This is a genomic window from Exiguobacterium sp. s131 (assembly GCF_018617345.1).
Taxonomy (GTDB): domain Bacteria; phylum Bacillota; class Bacilli; order Exiguobacteriales; family Exiguobacteriaceae; genus Exiguobacterium; species Exiguobacterium profundum.
This window is the reverse complement of sequence record NZ_JACSJX010000001.1, coordinates 51,507-68,984: the sequence shown is the minus strand read 5'-3', so window position 1 is coordinate 68,984 and position 17,478 is coordinate 51,507. Positions and strand designations below refer to the sequence as shown.

Sequence of the window (17,478 nt, the reverse complement as noted above, 5' to 3'; positions counted from 1 at the left end):
AATATAGAGAAGCGGCACCCAATCAAGGGCGCCGCTTCTTTTGCTCGAATCGAATCTGTATGAAATAGCCGATGACCGCGATGGTCATCAACCCAATTGGGAGTATGCGGTAAAGACCTTCCATCGTTCCCGTTGTCAAAAGAATCACTCCACTAAGGAACGTTCCGAACCAATATAGCTTTGGCATATGATCCCTCCATCGGTTGCATTCACTCAATAGGATACCACAAGAAAAGCGCCCTCACTCGGCGCTTTTCTTGATTCTCTAGTCCCCGGACTTTCATCCAACCAAGCCCTCGCTCGATTGACCGTCCCATCCATGATTTGGTTCGACTAGAGATGTCCAAGCCAACGTGACGCATCATTCCAATCCGTTCATCGTCCATTGGTTCACCAATTGTTTTTCATTCGAAAACATGAAATCGAATAGGTGACTCATAGACATTTTGATCGAATGGGCACGAGAGGACTTGGCACCTATGATGTCCACTTCTGACGCGGATCATGTGGAATTCCGTATACAAACAGTCTGTCTGGTATACTTGCTCCGATGGCAAGCAGAGGCCGACGTATCATCGTTTGGAATACACGATTCACGTTCATATGGACGTTGCCCATCCCTTTCATCCATAAGCGACAGGTGACGAAAGTGCCTCCCCGTTCCCCACTCATTTCAGAAAGTGAATGGTTACATGTATACAATATCCGTTTTAAGTGAGATTCAATCCTCGTTCACGACTTCTCCATAATCCAATTCATACATAATGCGTCAGCGCATAAGCGACCCCGTCCTCTTCTACATCCTTTGTAATATGCGTGCTCAAATCTTTTAACGGATCCACAGCATTCCCCATCGCAATCCTTGTTTCTGCCACTTCGAACATCGACACATCATTCAGATTGTCTCCGATGGCGACGACATCACGCATCGGAATCTGATAATGCTCAGCTAGCTGTTTCAATGCTGCACCTTTACTCGCATGAGGATGTCCGATTTCAATTTTCGTCCACCCTGCTGTCGTAATCAAAATATCGTTCCGCGGTTCATAGATTTTACGCAACCGGTGTAGCTTTCGGCGATCGAACGAATAGACAAATACTTTGTACACTTCATCTCGTGCAAAGTCGATGTCTGCCATCGAATCCATATACGTCAGACCGAATTGCTCATTTTGAATTTCAATCTCACGTTCCGCCCACTCGCGAGTGAACGATTGATCGTGTGGCAACACCTCATCGAGTTCCCGCTTCAGTAAATCGCTTCCTGAACGGAGAACCTTCACTCCCGCATTCGTATAAAATTCAACGTACGCATCGTCCGCATCAGCGATTTCCCACAGTTCATCTACGATTGTCTGATCCATCGCATGATAGTAAATTCGCTCGTTCTCATAGAACCCGATTGCTCCGTTACCTGACAAAATCGGACAGACGAGGTCACTTCGCTTCAACAGCTCCTCGATATCATGAATCGAACGTCCTGAACAAATCGTGACGATATCACCCTGTTCTTGCCGACGACGAATCGCCTCCTGGTTTGCCTTTGTAATCACGCCTGTGCGCGATAACAGCGTCCCGTCTAAATCAATCGCAATCAATTTCATATCGTTCCCTCCTCTTTGGTTCTTTTCCCGATTCAACTATACAAAGCACGATGAAATGCGTCTCCTGTTTGCAATGTGGAGATTAGGGAAACGTTTATTAGTGCTACATAATATTTTTTGAAAGGGGACATCTATGAAGGATTCTAAACAAAAGCCACGTTTGAATCGCGTCTTTTACATCTCAGCAAGTTTGATTGCCTTACTCGTTCTATTTGGAGCCATCGCTCCAACCACGTTTGCTTCAATCGCAGGATCTATTTTTGACTTTACGACTCGCTCGTTCGGTTGGTTCTATTTACTGTCCGTTTTCTTGTTTGTGCTCTTTTTAATCTTTTTGGCGTTTAGTAAATACGGAAAAATCCGTCTCGGGAAGGATGACGACCGTCCCCAATACCCATTCTTCACTTGGATCGGTATGTTATTCTCCGCCGGATTCGGTGTCGGACTCGTCTTTTGGGGTGTTGCTGAGCCGATGAGCCATTTCTTCACGCCACCGTATGCGGATACGGAGGCATTGACAGTCGAAGGGGCACGTCTTGCGATGGCCTATTCGTTCTTCCATTGGGGTGTCAGTCAATGGTCCGTCTTTGCGATTGTCGGACTGATCATCGCCTACTTCCAGTTCCGTCGTAATGCGGATGGACTCATCTCGACTAGTCTCTCACCGCTTATAAAAGAACGCCCGTACAAACAACCGTTGAATCAGACGATTGATATTTTAGCGGTTATCGCCACTGTCATGGGTGTCGCGACGTCGCTTGGTTTAGGTGTTCTTCAAATCAATGGCGGACTGAACAGCGTGTTCGGGCTCCCGAACACCGCTTGGATGCAAGTCGCCATCATCGTCGTCTTGACCGCTCTCTTTTTAACATCGACGACGACAGGGCTCGATCGTGGCATCAAGTGGTTGAGTAACATCAACTTAGGTACCGCACTCGTGTTGATGGTCTTCGTCTTCTTTGCCGGTCCTACCATTTTCATTTTAGAAACCTTGACGCTCGGTCTAGGTGACTACTTACAAAATTTCATTCGCTATAGTCTTCGTCTACAACCGTATCAACAAGGGACGTGGGTCCGGGATTGGACAATCTTTTATTGGGCATGGGCCATCGCCTGGTCCCCATTTGTCGGAGCGTTCGTCGCACGTGTCTCACGAGGACGTACCATTCGTGAATTCATCGTCGGTGTCCTCATCGTTCCTCCGTTCATTGCGCTCCTTTGGATTGCCGTATTCGGGGGCACTGCCCTACATCTAGATTTATTCGAAGGGACTTCCATCGCTGAAGCCGTCAATGCGGACGTGACGAGCGCATTGTTCGTGACGTTTGCCGAGCTCCCATTCAGTTTCATCTTGTCCGTCTTGTCGATTCTCTTGATTTTGACGTTCTTGATCACGTCGGCCGATTCTGCCACCTATATCATCAGTAGTATGACGACGAACGGTAGCTTGAATCCGCCCCTCCCCGTTCGAATCGCTTGGGGAGTTCTGTTAGGAGGAATCGCTGCCGTCTTGTTGCTTGCGAGTGGCTTAGAAGGACTTCAAACTGCGTCGTTGATTTCCGCCTTGCCCTTCACCATTATTCTGCTCTTGATGGTATTCACATTATTTAAGTTACTCCGACAAGAGAACGTACGAAAAATAAAATAAGCTGTATTTTTAAACGCTCGGGAAGATCCTTGAGCGTTTTTTAGTTTGACTCGCCGACATCTCGTTGTTTGTTGACTTCCTTATGTCCGATTGCTACGATTTTGACAACGTATAAGCTTTAAAGGGGGATTATGGGGAGATGAACGATTTCACACGTGCTTACGCACAACAACTAGACAAACAAGACCCGCTCGCATCATATCGGGAAGAATTTTACTTACCGGAAGACGGGATTTATATGGATGGGAATTCACTCGGGCTCTTATCGAAACGAGCCGAGCGTACGCTCCTTGAATCGCTCGCGGACTGGAGAGAGCTCGGGATCGATGGTTGGATGTCCGGTCGCCATCCTTGGTTCAACTTGTCCGAAGAGCTGGCTGCATTGAACGCGCCGCTCATCGGTGGAAAGTCGGAAGAAGTAATGGTCACCGGTTCGACGACCGTGAACTTGCATCAACTTGTCGCTTCGTTTTTCAAACCAGAAGGCAAACGAACGAAGATTTTGGCAGACGCCCTCACGTTCCCGTCTGATATTTACGCCTTGAAGAGTCAGCTCAAACTTCGTGGACTCGACCCATCAGAGCACCTCGTCCAAGTCAACAGTCCAGATGGGCGCTTCTTAGCAGAAGACGACTTGATTGCCGCGATGACTGACGAAATCGCCCTCATCGTATTACCGACCGTCCTCTATCGGAGTGGTCAGATTTTAGATATGGCTCGTCTAACGAAAGCGGCACACGAGCGTGGAATTTTGATCGGCTTCGATGCCTGTCACTCCGTCGGTGCCATCCCTCATGACTTCCACGACTGGGGTGTCGACTTCGCATACTGGTGCAACTATAAACATTTGAACGGGGGTCCGGGAACGGTCGGGGGCTTATTCGTTCATGAACGTCACTTCGGCACGACACCTGGACTCGCCGGATGGTTCGGTTCGCGCAAAGATAAACAGTTCGATATGGACCATACGATGACACCGGCCGAACATGCCGGTGCGTTCCAAATCGGAACACCACACGTTATGAGTCTTGCTCCTCAACTTGGCGCGCTTGAGATGTTCAACGAGGTCGGGATGGAAGCGATTCGTCAAAAATCACTCGCGCTCACGACGTATATGATGGATTTGATCGAAGAGATGCTCGCACCTCACGGATTCTTCATCGGTAGCCCGACTGACACACGACAGCGCGGCGCTCATTTGAGCCTCGAGCATCCCGAAGCGGCACGCATCTGTAAAGCGTTGAAGAAACATCACATCATCCCTGACTTCCGCGCACCGAATATCATCCGTCTCGCACCGGTCGCACTATATAATATGTTTACCGACGTATATGACGTGATCTTGACGTTGAAGAAAATCATGGACGACAAAGAATATGAGGCGTTCGAGAACGTCCGCGAAGTGGTCGCATAAGGGGGAACTGTCATGAGTGAACGCACAGAACATAAAGTAGAAAAATCGATTCAAACGGATTTCTCAAAAGACATGTCGTACGGGGACTATCTCCAACTCGACCCGATTTTATCAAGTCAACATCGCCTTTCTGACCATCATGATGAGATGCTGTTCATCATCATCCACCAGACGAGCGAGTTGTGGATGAAACTCATTTTGCATGAATTGACAGCAGCCACGACGGCTATCACGAACGGCGAACTCGAACGTTCGTTCAAGATGCTCGCCCGCGTCTCGAAGATTCAGCAACAACTCATCCAGTCATGGGGCGTTCTCGCGACATTGACGCCGGCCGAGTATTTAGAGTTCCGAGACCAACTCGGCTCGTCCTCTGGTTTTCAATCTTACCAGAACCGACAAATCGAATTCGCGCTCGGCTTCAAAAACGCACGGACGCTCAGTGTTTACGCGCACGATAAAAAACTGTATCCATTGCTCGAAGGCTCGCTACAAGCTCCTAGTATTTACGATGTGACCGTCCGCGAAATGCATCGTCGGGGTCTATCGATTGATGCGAGCGTGCTCGAACGTGATGTCACCCAGGATTGGGAATGGAATGAAAGTGTCGAGAAGGCATGGGTCGAAGTCTATCGAGACGTCGACACGTATTGGGACTTATATGAGCTCGGTGAAAAGCTACTCGATATCGGGAGTCAGCAACAAATGTGGCGCTTTAACCATATGAGTACCGTGGAACGCATCATCGGACAGAAGATGGGGACAGGCGGCTCGTCTGGTGTGAACTACTTGCGTCGCGTGCTCGATCATCGCTTCTTCCCAGAACTGTGGACGGTCCGGACATCACTATAAGAGGAGCTGAATGCAATGACTTGGATTGATGTATCACAGCCACTTCATGCCGATGTTGCGACATGGCCGGGAGATACAACATTTTCGTATGAAATCGCGTGGCCGATGGCAGAGAGTGGTTCGGTCAATGTCGGGAAGATGACATTGAGTTTACATCTCGGGACCCACATCGATGCACCATTTCATTTTGACGACCATGGGAAGCGCGTGATCGACCTCGATCCGTCCGTATATATCGGACCAGTCCGTGTGATTCATCTACCGCATAAGGCAAAGATTGAAGCATCTGATTTAGATGGTCACGATTTGACTGGGGTAGAACGCCTCATCTTAAAAACGGAGGGTTGGCCAGATAAGAGTGTCTTCCCAGAAACAATCCCTGAATTGACACCAGCTCTTGCCGATCGTCTCGGGGAACTCGGAATCTTCTTGATCGGACTCGACTTACCGTCCGTTGATGCGATTGACAGTAAAGAGATGGGTGCCCATCACGCATTAGCACAAAATGGTGTGCATATCCTAGAAGGACTCGTTTTAGACAATATCTTACCGGGAGATTATGACTTGAATGCCGTTCCTCTCCCAATCGTCGAAGGGGATGGAAGCCCCGTTCGCGCATTGCTTCGTCCTATATTGTAAAGAGATAGCCGGAATCGGCTGTCTCTTTTTGGATTAGACAGGGATAGTTCGATGTTTTGCGAGATGATGAGAAATTCCATTTGAAGAGAGGACATTCGATGTAGATTCTATTATTACCTGGCGGTGATGGAAAAAGACTATGGCCACTTCCGAACAATTCGAATGCTAAACAATTCATTCGTTTATTTCCTAACAGAAATGGGACGAAACAATCAATGCTTGAAAGAGTTTACAGTCAACTAAAATACAAGATTTAGACACTAACACTTTCATGATCACAAATGTTCAACAAAAGGATTGTGTCATTCATCAAGTTGGTACAGATACTAATATCATTTCCGAACCAACTCGTCGTGATACATTTCCCACTATCGTTCTCGGGGCAAGCTCTTTAAAACATATGAACAACGGTACACAATTTCTCAATTCCCCATATAAATAAAAATCACCTCACGAGCTCTACCCGAAATCAAGGCATCGTGAGGTTTCTACTTACTTATTTGATTAATTCGAGTTCAACTGGAATGTTTTCCTCTACTGTTTCACCTTTCAGATGGTTGATTGCCGCTTCTACACCCAATTTACCAATCTCAACGGGCTTTTGCGCAACCGTCGCTGCCATCGTCCCACCTTCGACCGCTTTGACGGCATCGTCTGTCGCATCGAATCCGATGACTTTCACGTCACTCATTCCAGCCGCTTCGAGTGCTTGAACGGCACCGAGTGACATCGACATCGTGTCGTTTGAAGTTTTCAACAACCTGTTGACCGAACGGATCACTTCCCACGCAACCGACCATCTGAACAGTGCCGCCTAACTTGGAAGCAGCGATCGCTTGATTCGCACCTTTTCCCCCTGGAACGGTGCGGAACGACTCACCGATTACCGTTTCTCCTGCTTGTGGTCGTTTGTCGGATGTGACGACAAGATCCATCGATATACTGCCAATGACAACAATGCGCTTCATTCTTTATCTCTCCATCCGCTTTGTCGTGTGTCTTTCAAGTAACATGACCGGTAATAACATCTCTTTCGGTCGCGTGTCTTTTTTCTCAATCAAATCGAGCAATCGTTCTGTCGCCACTCGCCCCATCTCATAGATAGGCTGGACGATGGTCGTCAGCGGCGGAGACGTCATCTCGCCTAATTCGATCCCGTCATATCCGATGACCTGTAGCTCTTCTGGGACACGAATGTCTCGACGGACTGCTTCCTGTAATACGGCGGCTGCAATCACATCGTTCGCTGCGAAAATGCCATCGAATGGCCAAGCATGGTCGAACAGCTCTTGGGACGCTTTCAATGCGTCTTTGAACGTGAACGTGGACTCGGTCATCCCGACGAGCTTCTCTCCCGCTACTTCGACAAATCCTTCGGTTCGGCGTTTGACCGTTTTGAGATGATCCGGTCCGGCAATGTGTGCCAGTCGTGTCGCACCACGTTGTAACAGCGTGTCGGCCGCCAACTTTCCACCCTCATATCCATCTGATACAACAGCGTCGATTCCCGCTTTTACGATTCGGTCTAGTGCGACCATCGGTAAATCTAACGTCTCATAATTCGGATTGTGCGAATGATTTGTTGTAATAATCAGGCCATCGACGTGCATCGTTTGCAAAGCCACTAAATACGTCTGTTCTTTTTCAAGTTGTTCATCCGTGTTACATAAGACGACTTGATACCCGTGTTGATTGGCGACATCCTCAATCGCCCGAGCCAACTGTGGAAAGAACGGGTTCGTGATATCTGGCATGATAAGTCCAATCAAATTCGACGATTTTTTATAGAGCGAACGAGCGACTCGGTTCGGCGCGTAATTCAGTTCCGCAATCGCCTTTTCGACCGCTTCTTTCGCCTCTTCGCTCACATATCCGCTTTTATTCATAACGCGTGATACGGTCGCCACTGAGACGTTCGCATGTTTTGCTACTTGTTTGATGGTCGCCATTTGACATCCTCCGTTCTGGAAACGCTTACAAAAACATCTTAATGTGTAACCGGTTACATATCAAGGGATTTTTATGATTTCATGAAAAAACACATTGAAATCGTGCTTCAATGTGTAGAGAACGTCGGATTTAATTGGACATGGACGAGGTTTTCTACCGTTCGTCCGTCGAGCCGGGTCAATTCTTGTGTTTTCGTGAACGCATAAGTGAACCCACACTTCTCAACGACGCGTCGCGATTGGTCATTGAAGCTGAAGTAGCCGCACCAAATCCGTTCTAGTCCTAACGCTTCAAATCCGAATCGGATCATCGCCTGAACGGCTTCTGGTACGTAACCATTTCCCCAATAATCTGGACTGAGCACATAACCGATCTCACGCTGTGCATCATGTTGAATCGACGGGTCTGGTCTTCGGTCGTGTAACCCGATGCTACCGATTACTTGCCCGGTCTCTTTCAAGACGATGGCCCATACATCTGCTTCCTCGATAAACAGTTGAATGACGTCCCTTGTTTCTTCAATCGATTCATGAGGTGCCCAACCGGCCATCGGTCCGACTCGCTCATCTTTTGCATAATGATACATATCCTCTGCGTCCTCTAGCGTAAATGCTCTTAAGACCAACCGTTCTGTCTCCATCTTGATCATATCAACCCATCCTTTTCCTTCAAGTTGTTTCCTCGACCGACCTAATGGGAAACGTTAGGCGAGGAGGAATGAACATGCCATTTGACTATGATTTAAATTTTGATGAAATCGACTTCCGAAAACAACCCGAACTGTACCGGGTCGGTCGTGGCGAACAAGGTGTGCTACTTGTCGAACCGTATAAAAGTGAAATTTTGCCTCATTGGCGATTCAAGACGCCCGAGATTGCGAAGCAATCTGCTGAAGAAATCATGGAATTGTTTGAAGCGTATCGTGCGAACGACGATTTCGTCGGGATGGACATGTCCCGAAAGTTCATCCAAATGGGTTACACACGAGCCCGACGTTATGCTAATTATAAAGGCGGTCGTAAATATAAAGAAGATGGTGACATCCATGAGCGCGAAATCGACGAAGAGAAGGCAGAGTCTGCCCGCATCTTCAAAACATATTGGGATCAACTTCGTGCCGATGAGGATTATTTGCGACGTAAAAAGGCACATCAGAAACAATATGGTTAATCGCGTACCATCACTTGAAACGGAATCTCATTTCGCTCGAACGATGTGATCGTACGAAATCCAACCGTTTCGTATAGATGAATCGCTCGTTCGTTGAAGGAGGCGACGGTCAAGCGAAGCGGTTTTCTCCGTTCCATCGCTCTCTCCATGACGTATGTCACAAACGATTTTCCATATCCTTTCCCCGTCAAATCAGGTCGCATCCCCAATCCGATGTCCGTGAAATCTGACGAATATGGATATGTCGAATTGGGCACTTGAGCCGGGGAACCGATGCAATAAAATCCAATCAGCTCATGCTCCTCTACAATCACCTGATACGTCATCAACTCGGCGATTCCCTCTTCAGAAGGCGATTGATTATAGAAGTCATAAGGAGCTCCATAGGTCCATTCTTGAATTTGACATGCCCATTCACGCGTCATCGGTCGGTGATGCATTCGTCTTCCCTCCGTACTCTTTTCACGATTTCTATGTAAAAAAGATGAGGTTGCCCTCATCCTTATTTTCGAGTCCATTCTGCCGTCATCGCTACGTCTGCTGCATGCATGAGATTATGAATTGGACAACGTGCCTCGACAGCCTTCCTTAATGCTTCGATTCGCTCATCCGATTCGGTCGTATCCAATACGATTTTCATATGTGTCGACTCAAAGTAAGTTCGGACACCTTCCATCCCTTGGAATCCTCGAGGATCGAGCGTCCCTTCTGTTACAAACTCGACCCCTTCATACTCAAAGTTCAAATCCTGGGCGGCATAGGCAATCATGATGGTCGTACAGGACGACTGGGCACCGAGAAGATACTCGAGTGGATTCGGTCCCTTGTTCGTCCCACCGAGTCGTTCTGGCTCATCCACGATAAATGGGGTGTGATCGCCTACACGCACAGTCGTCTTAACGCCTCCGGCTTCTCCTTCGGCGCGCATCGTTACTAATGGTCTTTCTGACATGTTGCATCCTCCTCTCCATAATCAAACACTACTATTTTCCCTTTATTTCGGACCATGTAACGCCTCGTCATAGATGGCGTAATCATTTTTTCCATCTTGCTTGATCTGATACATCGCTTGATCCGCTTTATGGATCAACGTGTCTAAATTTGTTCCTTGGTCGGGAGCATGACTGACCCCAATACTCGCACGGATTGGAATCGTCACATCGGACGTGTGGTAAGGGTTTTGATTTAACGTCATCTGAAGTTCGTGAATAAATGCAAGCACTTCCGATTCTGTTAAATCCACTAAATAAATATAAAACTCATCCCCGCCAACACGAGAGGCCAAGCCAACGTCTCGTGTCGACGCTTCCAGCAATCCACCCAAATGAGTTAAGAAATAATCTCCAATCTGGTGACCGTACGTATCATTGACTGCTTTAAAACCGTCCAAATCAATAATCAATAAAGACAGCATCGAGGAACTAAGCAACGCCTGGTCTGCGCGTTCATAAAATGCACGTCGGTTCGCCAGCTTCGTCAGTGGGTCATGATAGGCAAAGAATCGGATTGTTTGCTCGGCCTCTTTAAACGAGTGGACATCCCGAATGATGATCATCCCGTGAATCGTGCGGTCGATATCGACGAAGTCCCCATCAATGACGACATACCGTTCTTGGCCGGATTTCGTCATAATCTTCGTTTCGAACTCCAAAAACTTTTTCCTTGTTCGAAAGTGTTGACTGTAGTGCTCCATCCACTTTATCTTTTTCTTTTCTGGCAATAAATCAATAAAGCGTTCATTTATGACACGCACCGTATGGAACAAGGTTCGTGCGGCCGGATTGGCGCTCTCTACTCTGCCGTCCGGGTCAAGCAGTAAAATTGCTGAAGGGTTCAAATTATATAAGGTCCCGTAGCGTTTCACATAAGAGCTCAAAAAGTCCAATCGGTTCATCGCAATGACCAAAGCGACTGCCCAAACGAGCCCTCCATACATATAAGAGTACGGCGGGATGAGACCACGGAATTGAAAATAACCGAACACGATATCCCATACCAAGATAACAATCGCAGTCCAAAACAGCATGCGCAATACGCGTTGGTGTTCTCTTCGTTCCGCACGCTTCAATGCATAAAAAATGAGACCAATAATCAATAGATGAAAAATGTTTCCGACGGTCAACGTAGTTAAATACGATGAGTTGAACTCAGGATAAATCCAAATGCCTACTTGTTCAAACTGTTGACTGTTGATAATATTCTCCTGTCGGACATACGTCAACACAACAGGAATCACTGGTAAATAGACGACCCATGGATACAACCACTTCGGTGCCTTTGCGCCGACGCCTGTGATACTTAATATGAAATGAACAGAGAAGATAAAAATGAAAATCCCAGCGTTCCCAAACCAATAGGCAATGAGTGCCGGACTGTATTCAATCGGCGATAGATGGCGGACAAATTCAGCCAAGAAGAGCATCGAATAACCGAACACAAACAGGCTCAGCAAACGATGCTCGACTTTATTCGGATTTCGTTGAAAGACATCGAGTGCTAAAAAGCCGAGTAAAAATGACGGCAACAAATAGACCACCAGATAAATGAACATCTCGGTCATGCGGAACCTCCTCACCTGTTCGTATTCTTCTATTTCGTTATCCTGCGTTCTTTTCCCTCTTTAACGCGACAAAAAACGGGATGGTTTTCTCATCCCGTTTTTGATGTCACACACTTATAGCGTTTCTTCGATTGGGGTATCCCCTTTAATCAAATCAATTGCTTTGTTCTGCACGTTTGAATGGTTATGAAGGACATGCACCAAGAATGATGCCACGTCTTCGCGTGGGATTTCTCCACTTCCCTCGAATTGCGTGTTCACTTTTCCCGTTCCCGCATCATCTGTCAATGCGCCCGGACGAACAATCGTGTATGTGAGTCCACTCTGTTCGAGTAAACGATCTGCATGATGCTTCGCTACGTAGTACGGCTTCATCGAATCTGGCCAAGCCGAGCGATCCTCCGCTTTCAAGGCACTGACCATGACGAAGTGTTTGATGTTCCCGTTCGCTTGTGCTGCTTCGATACTCTTCGCTGCACCGTCTAGGTCGATCAAGAGTGTCTTGTCTGCTCCAGTACTTCCACCAGAACCTGCCGCGAATACGATGACGTCCATTCCATCGATGGCTTTCTGTAAATCTTCTACCGAACCTTCGAGGTCACCGAGTACCGAATTGTACCCTTTTGACTTAAAATCCTCGAGTTGTTCTTCTTTACGCACCATCGCCGTGACGTGATGCTTTCCTTCCTTGTGTAACTTCTCCACCAATTGATGGCCAATTTGACCGTTTGCACCGATTACAAATACGTTCATCTGTCTTCCTCCTCAAAAATGAATTCAGAGACAAGCGAAACGCCGGGTAGCCGTTGCTACATCCGGTGCAGAAGCAATGGCAGAAATGACGGCAACGCCGTCTGCCCCGTCACGAATGATTGAAGGCACATGCTCTGGACGAATACCTCCGATCCCCACAATCGGAAGCAGTGGATAGTGATGGCGAACTTGTTGAATCAGTTCCGTGCCACGCACATGTCCTGCATCCAGTTTACTTTGCGTCTCATGAATCGGACCAATGCCGACATAATCTGCAAATGGAAGAGCCGTTCTGACTTCCTCCATCGTATGGACAGACACCCCCAACCATTTATCTGGTCCTAGCCGTTCTCGAACCTGTTTGGCAGGTAAGTCGTCTTGTCCGACGTGAATGCCATCCGCGTCAATCGCGAGCGCCAAGTCGACGTCGTCATTGATGATGAACGGAACACCCGTTTCTCGACACAGACGGTGGAGCGTCCTTGCCATTGCTTCTTTTTCATCTCCATACAATGAATCTTTACCTTTTTCGCGAAATTGAAAACATGTCACACCACATCGAAGAGCCGTTTTGACGGTCGCTACCAAATCAGATGTGTCCGTCGTTCCACACACAAAGTAAAGGCGAAGCTGCTTAGCGAGCGCTTGTTTCGTACATGACGTCAACGGTAATCACCTCTTCTTTCGCTAAACGATGTCCCCAATGATTCGTCGGTCCATGCCCCTGTCCAAGCGATAGTCCATGTGCAATCGCCTGATGAATAAACTGCTTCGCATCTACGACGGCTTGGCGTAGTGTCTTCCCATACGCTAGTTCGGCCGTCAATGCGGCAGAGAACGTACATCCCGTCCCGTGCGTATCTTTCGTTTGGATTCGAGGTGCTTTTACACAGAACGTTTCAGTCTCGCTCATAATCAAATCAACGGCTTCCACATCATCCGTATGCCCACCTTTGATAATGACGGTATCGACACCAAGTGCTCGAATCGCCTGTGCGGCTTTCATACGGTCTGCCTCGGTTCGAATTTCCATTCCTGCCAGCACTTCTGCTTCAGGAATATTTGGGGTCACGATGGTCGCCTGTGGTAGCAGCTTCGTGCGCAGTGCTTCGACTGCACTAACTTGCAACAAGGAAGCGCCACCTTTCGCCACCATGACCGGATCGACTACTACATGTTCGAAATGATATCGTTCGAGCCCCTTCGCTACCGCTTCAATTCGTTCAGCGTCCACCAACATCCCGGTTTTACAGGCGGTGATGTTAAAATCATCCGCTACCGCATCAATTTGTCGGATAATCATTTCCGTGGAAATCGCCTCGATTCCATGAACCCCAAGTGTGTTTTGAGCGGTAATCGCAGTCAACACACTCGTCCCGAACACACCGAGCTCTTGAAACGTTTTAAGATCGGCTTGAATACCGGCCCCTCCTCCTGAGTCAGATCCTGCAATCGTCAATACTTGCGGTCTCATGATGTCGACACCTCAATTCGATTCGTCGGAATGGTATGCTGTGCCAATTGATGGAGCGCATTTAAAAAGTGAATCGGGAAGTCTCCCGGTCCTTCCGCCCTTTCACTCGCCAACTCACCGCAATAGGCGTAGCCTGACATGGCGGTCACCGTCGCTTTAAGGGTGTTCTTTTCGACTGCTAAGCAAGCCCCTACCACTGCACTGAGTAAACATCCTGTACCGGTCGTCTCGGTCATGCGTTTCGTCCCGCCATGTATTTCCATAACGACGTTCCCGTCGCTTACCATATCTTCTTTTCCAGTCACGGCCACGACACATCCGTATCGTCTCGCTGCTTCAAGCGCCAATTGTCGAGGCTCGCATGCACCGTCACCAGCATCGACACCACGAGCCGCCCAATCGACGCCAATCAATGTCGCAATCTCTCCTGCATTCCCTCGAATGACCGATACACGAACATGACGCAAAATGCGTTCGACCACATCTCGTCGAAATGACGTCGCTCCGACACCGACCGGGTCGAGTATAATCGGGCATCCCGCTTCGTTCGCAGCCTGACCTGCGCGAATCATCGTCGCTTCCGTCATCGTTCCAAGTGTACCGATGTTAAGTACGAGCGCATCGCTCACGAATGTCATCTCCGCTACTTCTTCGATTGCATCCGCCATGACAGGAGAGGCGCCGATGGCGAGCAATCCATTCGCCGAAAAGTTCGCCACGACCGTGTTCGTGATATTGTGAATCAATGGCGCCTGCTGTCGAATCTCATTCCAAATCTCATGTCTCATTGGTTGACCTCCTGCGACAATGACCACGACTCAAGCGTCCAAGCCATTTCCCAAAAAGCGACTTCGTAATAGCAACTCTTCAAGAATAGTTTCGTATAGCGCACGCGCTCTTCTTCTGTCGCTTGACCAGCCAGTTCATCCAACCGATCAATTTGCTCTTCCACCAGCTCACGGAACCACTCCGAACCATACGTCGCAATCCAAGCCGAATAAATCGGATGATCAGGACGCTTGTCTTTAAGACGTTCTCCAATCTCGTAATACACCCAATAACACGGAAGGATTGACGCCAATACGTCCCCGAGAGTCGGTCCTGCTTGTTGCATATGAAGGGCATATGCATAAGCGGTCGGTGCTGGCTCAAATGTCGCCAATTCGACATCCGTCACGTTGAGCATCGTAAAGAACTCTCGATGAAGGGAAAGTTCCGCCTCAATCGTGTGTAGCGCATGCGTCAAAAAGCGGCTCGATAGTTCCATCGTCGGAGCGAGGGTTGCCCCTTTGGCCTGCACTTTTGAAAACTGATTCAAATAGTATGAGTCTTGCATGACGTAATGTCTGAATTTCTTCTCATCGAGCGTCCCTTCTCCGAGTGAACGAACAAATGGGTGATGAAAGCTTGCCTCAAACAATCCATCCGCCTCTTGACGTAAGTGATCTGTAAATTTCATAATAACTCCCCCTTATAAACTGATAAAAAAGACGCCGCCTCCCATAACGGAAGCGGCGTCTCGAACAATCATATCTAGGTGAAGCCATATGAGTCGTCTCGCCCACTTCCCTACGCTAGCGTGAACTAGATCAGGTTCGAAGGGTCTGGACCATGTCCATCTCAGCCGCGTGACGCGACTCCCCTAGTGGCAAACATTATGAAATTCAGTCGTCTTCGACCACATTCTATCAATCTTTTTATGAATTGAAAACCTTTTCCCAACTAGACTGTCAAAACGTATTAATTATTCTATCGCCCCGTGATGAGTAAGAACATATTAAATGCGACGAGACCAAGGGGAAGCATCGCAACCAAAATGATTGGCCATTTCTTTAAACGAATGCCGACAAAGAGGACAAGACTTCCGACTAGAAGAGCAATAAATGTCGTATATGGGTTCATGAAAAAACGCTCCTTTCTCTATAAGGAGCGTTTCCCGGCTCTCGGCCTCATTAATCGTTCGAATGTCGAAGTGTAGCACATGCGGCACGGACGCGTCTGGCTTCTTCTTCCCGGAAGACGAAATCACCTTGTTCCGCGACACGCTGCGCGCAAAAGAAGAAGAGTGATTGCAGGCGGTCATGTGTGTCTTCAATGGCACTCAACTCAGCTGAAGCGTATGTTGCCGTGAGCATCTCCCATAACTCTTCTGGCAAATGGTCGCGGATCCCGTCACCGGACTTCCCGAGATTCACGGAGAATTCCGTCGCATAGCCAATGTTCCACTCCATCATCTGACGGAGCATATTCCGCATGATATCGAGGTGGTCGAGCGCGTATAACACTTGATGCCGCTTGATTCCTTTGATGACATAGAGCGATACCCACCAAAACTCATTCCAACATGCGGCATATTCATCGGGAGACGGACGTTTCACGCGATACGACAGGTCAGAAGGCGTGACGACTGGATGATGATCTCGGTCGAAGATAATTTGACTGAGCGAGTCGGCTTCGAGCATGGTTTCAAGTTGATCCACACTCCGAATCGTCAAATCAATCCGATGTCCGTCTACATATTGCACTAAAAACGTTACGTGTCGTTCGGAATCAGCCGTTTCAGGTGTCTGCATGATCAAGACCTCTCCAAACGTGTCAATCCATGAGCGATCGGCCGCAACCGCTCGGACGTCTTCCACATAAAAGGCAAGGTCGACATCCTGGTACGGGTCTGGTCGGATGTTCGGATTGACGAGTGAGCCGTTCAAGACGACCGTTCGAATGTGTTCACGTTCTTTTGCGAACGCAGTCAATTGCTCAATGATTTGTTCTGATTTCATTCTACAATCGCCCCCAATGAGCGCGCGACTTGAATCGCCTGCATCGCGTCTAGTTTTGTTTGTTGTAACGTCACGTTCGAAAAATCAACCCCGTCGACGAGTGCTCCTTTGAAGTCGGCACCACGGCACACCGCATGTTGAAGTGTCGCCCGTGACAAGTCCGCCTGATGCCAGACCGTTTCGGTCAAGTCCGTTCCATACAGGTCCGCCTCGACCAAACGAACGTGGGACCAATCCATCTTCTTGAGCGACACGTGACGAAGGTTGACGAATGACCAATCCCCTTCCGTTACCCGGACGCCTTCAAACTGACTCTCCTCAAAGGAAGATCCCGTCATTTTACATTGCTCAAACTCACTCGTGAACAAATTGGCACCATGGAATTGACAGTTCAAAAATGAACTCCCGACATGACGGGACGCATTCCATTTTGAATCCGTGAAGTCGCAGTTGATGAACTGACAGCGTTCCGTCTGTAGTTCCGTCGCATCGACGTATGTGAAGCGACAGTTCTCGAACGTGACGTGTGACAACACTTCGTCACGGAGTGTCACGTCACGAAAATCTTCATCTCGATATTGCGTATGTGGTTGAAACATATGATCTCTCCTTCAGGTATACTAGAACAGATTAC

At 48.2% G+C, this 17,478-nt stretch carries 20 protein-coding genes, 2 pseudogenes and 1 riboswitch; of the genes and pseudogenes, 5 read left to right on the top strand and 17 right to left on the bottom strand.

From position 1 onward, the window contains the following. Positions 1-22 precede the first annotated feature (22 nt). Complete coding sequence (locus tag KNO69_RS00455) at positions 23-187, bottom strand: hypothetical protein (RefSeq protein ID WP_214815284.1); 165 nt, start codon at positions 185-187, stop codon at positions 23-25. Positions 188-755: 568 nt separating this feature from the next. Beyond that, complete coding sequence (locus tag KNO69_RS00450) at positions 756-1,604, bottom strand: Cof-type HAD-IIB family hydrolase (protein ID WP_214730181.1); 849 nt, start codon at positions 1,602-1,604, stop codon at positions 756-758. 133 nt (positions 1,605-1,737) lie between these two features. Between KNO69_RS00450 and KNO69_RS00445 the strand changes: the two genes are divergently transcribed. From KNO69_RS00445 to kynB, 4 genes are all read left to right on the top strand, one after another. Further along, the gene (locus KNO69_RS00445) at positions 1,738-3,252 is read left to right on the top strand and encodes a glycine betaine uptake BCCT transporter (protein ID WP_214815282.1); all 1,515 of its coding nucleotides are present in this window, start codon (positions 1,738-1,740) and stop codon (positions 3,250-3,252) included. A gap of 139 nt (positions 3,253-3,391) precedes the next feature. Continuing rightward, positions 3,392-4,666: a kynureninase gene (gene kynU / locus KNO69_RS00440; RefSeq protein WP_214815280.1), complete on the top strand. Its 1,275-nt coding sequence runs from the start codon at positions 3,392-3,394 to the stop codon at positions 4,664-4,666. Between the two features lie 12 nt (positions 4,667-4,678). Beyond that, a complete protein-coding gene (kynA, locus tag KNO69_RS00435; protein WP_196431377.1) occupies positions 4,679-5,518 on the top strand; it encodes a tryptophan 2,3-dioxygenase in 840 nt (279 codons plus the stop codon). A 15-nt stretch (positions 5,519-5,533) separates the two neighbouring features. Then, a complete protein-coding gene (kynB, locus tag KNO69_RS00430; protein ID WP_214815278.1) occupies positions 5,534-6,157 on the top strand; it encodes an arylformamidase in 624 nt (207 codons plus the stop codon). Between the two features lie 496 nt (positions 6,158-6,653). Here the strand turns inward: kynB and KNO69_RS00425 are convergent. The 4 genes and pseudogenes from KNO69_RS00425 to KNO69_RS00410 all read right to left on the bottom strand — a co-directional run. Further along, a pseudogene (locus KNO69_RS00425) lies at positions 6,654-6,887 on the bottom strand (substrate-binding domain-containing protein); the annotation flags it as partial. A gap of 1 nt (position 6,888) precedes the next feature. After that, a pseudogene (locus KNO69_RS00420) lies at positions 6,889-7,125 on the bottom strand (PfkB family carbohydrate kinase); the annotation flags it as partial. A gap of 3 nt (positions 7,126-7,128) precedes the next feature. Further along, the gene (locus KNO69_RS00415) at positions 7,129-8,106 is read right to left on the bottom strand and encodes a LacI family DNA-binding transcriptional regulator (protein ID WP_214815277.1); all 978 of its coding nucleotides are present in this window, start codon (positions 8,104-8,106) and stop codon (positions 7,129-7,131) included. A 107-nt stretch (positions 8,107-8,213) separates the two neighbouring features. Continuing rightward, a complete protein-coding gene (locus KNO69_RS00410) occupies positions 8,214-8,756 on the bottom strand; it encodes a GNAT family N-acetyltransferase (protein WP_196431384.1) in 543 nt (180 codons plus the stop codon). Positions 8,757-8,830: 74 nt separating this feature from the next. Here KNO69_RS00410 and KNO69_RS00405 point away from each other — a divergent pair, with 74 nt between their 5' ends. Next, complete coding sequence (locus KNO69_RS00405) at positions 8,831-9,277, top strand: DUF4385 domain-containing protein (protein WP_214815275.1); 447 nt, start codon at positions 8,831-8,833, stop codon at positions 9,275-9,277. Here the strand turns inward: KNO69_RS00405 and KNO69_RS00400 are convergent. From KNO69_RS00400 to KNO69_RS00350, 11 genes are all read right to left on the bottom strand, one after another. Then, positions 9,274-9,717 (bottom strand): GNAT family N-acetyltransferase, encoded by a 444-nt coding sequence (locus KNO69_RS00400; RefSeq protein WP_214815273.1) that lies wholly within the window; start codon positions 9,715-9,717, stop codon positions 9,274-9,276. The two genes, KNO69_RS00405 and KNO69_RS00400, sit on opposite strands and share 4 nt — an antisense overlap. Positions 9,718-9,779: 62 nt before the next feature. After that, complete coding sequence (locus KNO69_RS00395) at positions 9,780-10,229, bottom strand: OsmC family protein (RefSeq protein ID WP_074035459.1); 450 nt, start codon at positions 10,227-10,229, stop codon at positions 9,780-9,782. Positions 10,230-10,271: 42 nt separating this feature from the next. Next, positions 10,272-11,837, bottom strand: coding sequence for a GGDEF domain-containing protein (locus KNO69_RS00390; protein WP_214815271.1), 1,566 nt, complete (start codon positions 11,835-11,837; stop codon positions 10,272-10,274). A 114-nt stretch (positions 11,838-11,951) separates the two neighbouring features. Then, positions 11,952-12,590: an SDR family oxidoreductase gene (locus KNO69_RS00385; protein ID WP_214815269.1), complete on the bottom strand. Its 639-nt coding sequence runs from the start codon at positions 12,588-12,590 to the stop codon at positions 11,952-11,954. 24 nt (positions 12,591-12,614) lie between these two features. Further along, positions 12,615-13,256, bottom strand: coding sequence for a thiamine phosphate synthase (thiE, locus tag KNO69_RS00380; RefSeq protein ID WP_214815266.1), 642 nt, complete (start codon positions 13,254-13,256; stop codon positions 12,615-12,617). Beyond that, positions 13,225-14,064, bottom strand: coding sequence for a bifunctional hydroxymethylpyrimidine kinase/phosphomethylpyrimidine kinase (gene thiD / locus KNO69_RS00375; protein ID WP_214815264.1), 840 nt, complete (start codon positions 14,062-14,064; stop codon positions 13,225-13,227). The genes thiE and thiD overlap by 32 nt, the downstream gene beginning before the upstream one ends. Continuing rightward, on the bottom strand, positions 14,061-14,852 hold the full coding sequence (gene thiM, locus KNO69_RS00370; RefSeq protein ID WP_078147811.1) for a hydroxyethylthiazole kinase: 792 nt from the start codon (positions 14,850-14,852) through the stop codon (positions 14,061-14,063). Before thiM ends, thiD begins: the two co-directional genes overlap by 4 nt. Next, the gene (tenA, locus tag KNO69_RS00365) at positions 14,849-15,523 is read right to left on the bottom strand and encodes a thiaminase II (RefSeq protein ID WP_159563096.1); all 675 of its coding nucleotides are present in this window, start codon (positions 15,521-15,523) and stop codon (positions 14,849-14,851) included. Before tenA ends, thiM begins: the two co-directional genes overlap by 4 nt. 90 nt (positions 15,524-15,613) lie before the next feature. Beyond that, a riboswitch (TPP riboswitch) is annotated at positions 15,614-15,718 on the bottom strand. Between the two features lie 95 nt (positions 15,719-15,813). After that, positions 15,814-15,966 carry a hypothetical protein gene (locus KNO69_RS00360; RefSeq protein ID WP_012727577.1) on the bottom strand — a complete coding sequence of 51 codons (153 nt, stop codon included), beginning with the start codon at positions 15,964-15,966 and terminating at the stop codon, positions 15,814-15,816. Between the two features lie 50 nt (positions 15,967-16,016). Further along, the gene (locus KNO69_RS00355) at positions 16,017-16,844 is read right to left on the bottom strand and encodes an aminoglycoside 6-adenylyltransferase (RefSeq protein ID WP_214815262.1); all 828 of its coding nucleotides are present in this window, start codon (positions 16,842-16,844) and stop codon (positions 16,017-16,019) included. Beyond that, positions 16,841-17,443 carry a pentapeptide repeat-containing protein gene (locus KNO69_RS00350; RefSeq protein WP_214685240.1) on the bottom strand — a complete coding sequence of 201 codons (603 nt, stop codon included), beginning with the start codon at positions 17,441-17,443 and terminating at the stop codon, positions 16,841-16,843. Before KNO69_RS00350 ends, KNO69_RS00355 begins: the two co-directional genes overlap by 4 nt. Between the last annotated feature and the right edge of the window lie 35 nt (positions 17,444-17,478).

Excerpts from the sequence above, each read along its gene's own strand:
- KNO69_RS00400 (WP_214815273.1), bottom strand. The coding sequence starts at position 9,717 with ATGCATCACCGACCGATGACGCGTGAATGGGCATGTCAAATTCAAGAA.
- KNO69_RS00395 (WP_074035459.1), bottom strand. The coding sequence starts at position 10,229 with ATGTCAGAAAGACCATTAGTAACGATGCGCGCCGAAGGAGAAGCCGGA.
- KNO69_RS00410 (WP_196431384.1), bottom strand. The coding sequence starts at position 8,756 with ATGATCAAGATGGAGACAGAACGGTTGGTCTTAAGAGCATTTACGCTA.
- kynU (WP_214815280.1), top strand. The coding sequence starts at position 3,392 with ATGAACGATTTCACACGTGCTTACGCACAACAACTAGACAAACAAGAC.
- KNO69_RS00355 (WP_214815262.1), bottom strand. The coding sequence starts at position 16,844 with ATGAAATCAGAACAAATCATTGAGCAATTGACTGCGTTCGCAAAAGAA.
- thiM (WP_078147811.1), bottom strand. The coding sequence starts at position 14,852 with ATGAGACATGAGATTTGGAATGAGATTCGACAGCAGGCGCCATTGATT.
- KNO69_RS00415 (WP_214815277.1), bottom strand. The coding sequence starts at position 8,106 with ATGGCGACCATCAAACAAGTAGCAAAACATGCGAACGTCTCAGTGGCG.
- thiD (WP_214815264.1), bottom strand. The coding sequence starts at position 14,064 with ATGAGACCGCAAGTATTGACGATTGCAGGATCTGACTCAGGAGGAGGG.
- KNO69_RS00390 (WP_214815271.1), bottom strand. The coding sequence starts at position 11,837 with ATGACCGAGATGTTCATTTATCTGGTGGTCTATTTGTTGCCGTCATTT.
- KNO69_RS00360 (WP_012727577.1), bottom strand. The coding sequence starts at position 15,966 with ATGAACCCATATACGACATTTATTGCTCTTCTAGTCGGAAGTCTTGTC.
- kynA (WP_196431377.1), top strand. The coding sequence starts at position 4,679 with ATGAGTGAACGCACAGAACATAAAGTAGAAAAATCGATTCAAACGGAT.
- KNO69_RS00445 (WP_214815282.1), top strand. The coding sequence starts at position 1,738 with ATGAAGGATTCTAAACAAAAGCCACGTTTGAATCGCGTCTTTTACATC.
- tenA (WP_159563096.1), bottom strand. The coding sequence starts at position 15,523 with ATGAAATTTACAGATCACTTACGTCAAGAGGCGGATGGATTGTTTGAG.
- KNO69_RS00385 (WP_214815269.1), bottom strand. The coding sequence starts at position 12,590 with ATGAACGTATTTGTAATCGGTGCAAACGGTCAAATTGGCCATCAATTG.
- KNO69_RS00450 (WP_214730181.1), bottom strand. The coding sequence starts at position 1,604 with ATGAAATTGATTGCGATTGATTTAGACGGGACGCTGTTATCGCGCACA.
- KNO69_RS00455 (WP_214815284.1), bottom strand. The coding sequence starts at position 187 with ATGCCAAAGCTATATTGGTTCGGAACGTTCCTTAGTGGAGTGATTCTT.
- KNO69_RS00350 (WP_214685240.1), bottom strand. The coding sequence starts at position 17,443 with ATGTTTCAACCACATACGCAATATCGAGATGAAGATTTTCGTGACGTG.
- kynB (WP_214815278.1), top strand. The coding sequence starts at position 5,534 with ATGACTTGGATTGATGTATCACAGCCACTTCATGCCGATGTTGCGACA.
- KNO69_RS00405 (WP_214815275.1), top strand. The coding sequence starts at position 8,831 with ATGCCATTTGACTATGATTTAAATTTTGATGAAATCGACTTCCGAAAA.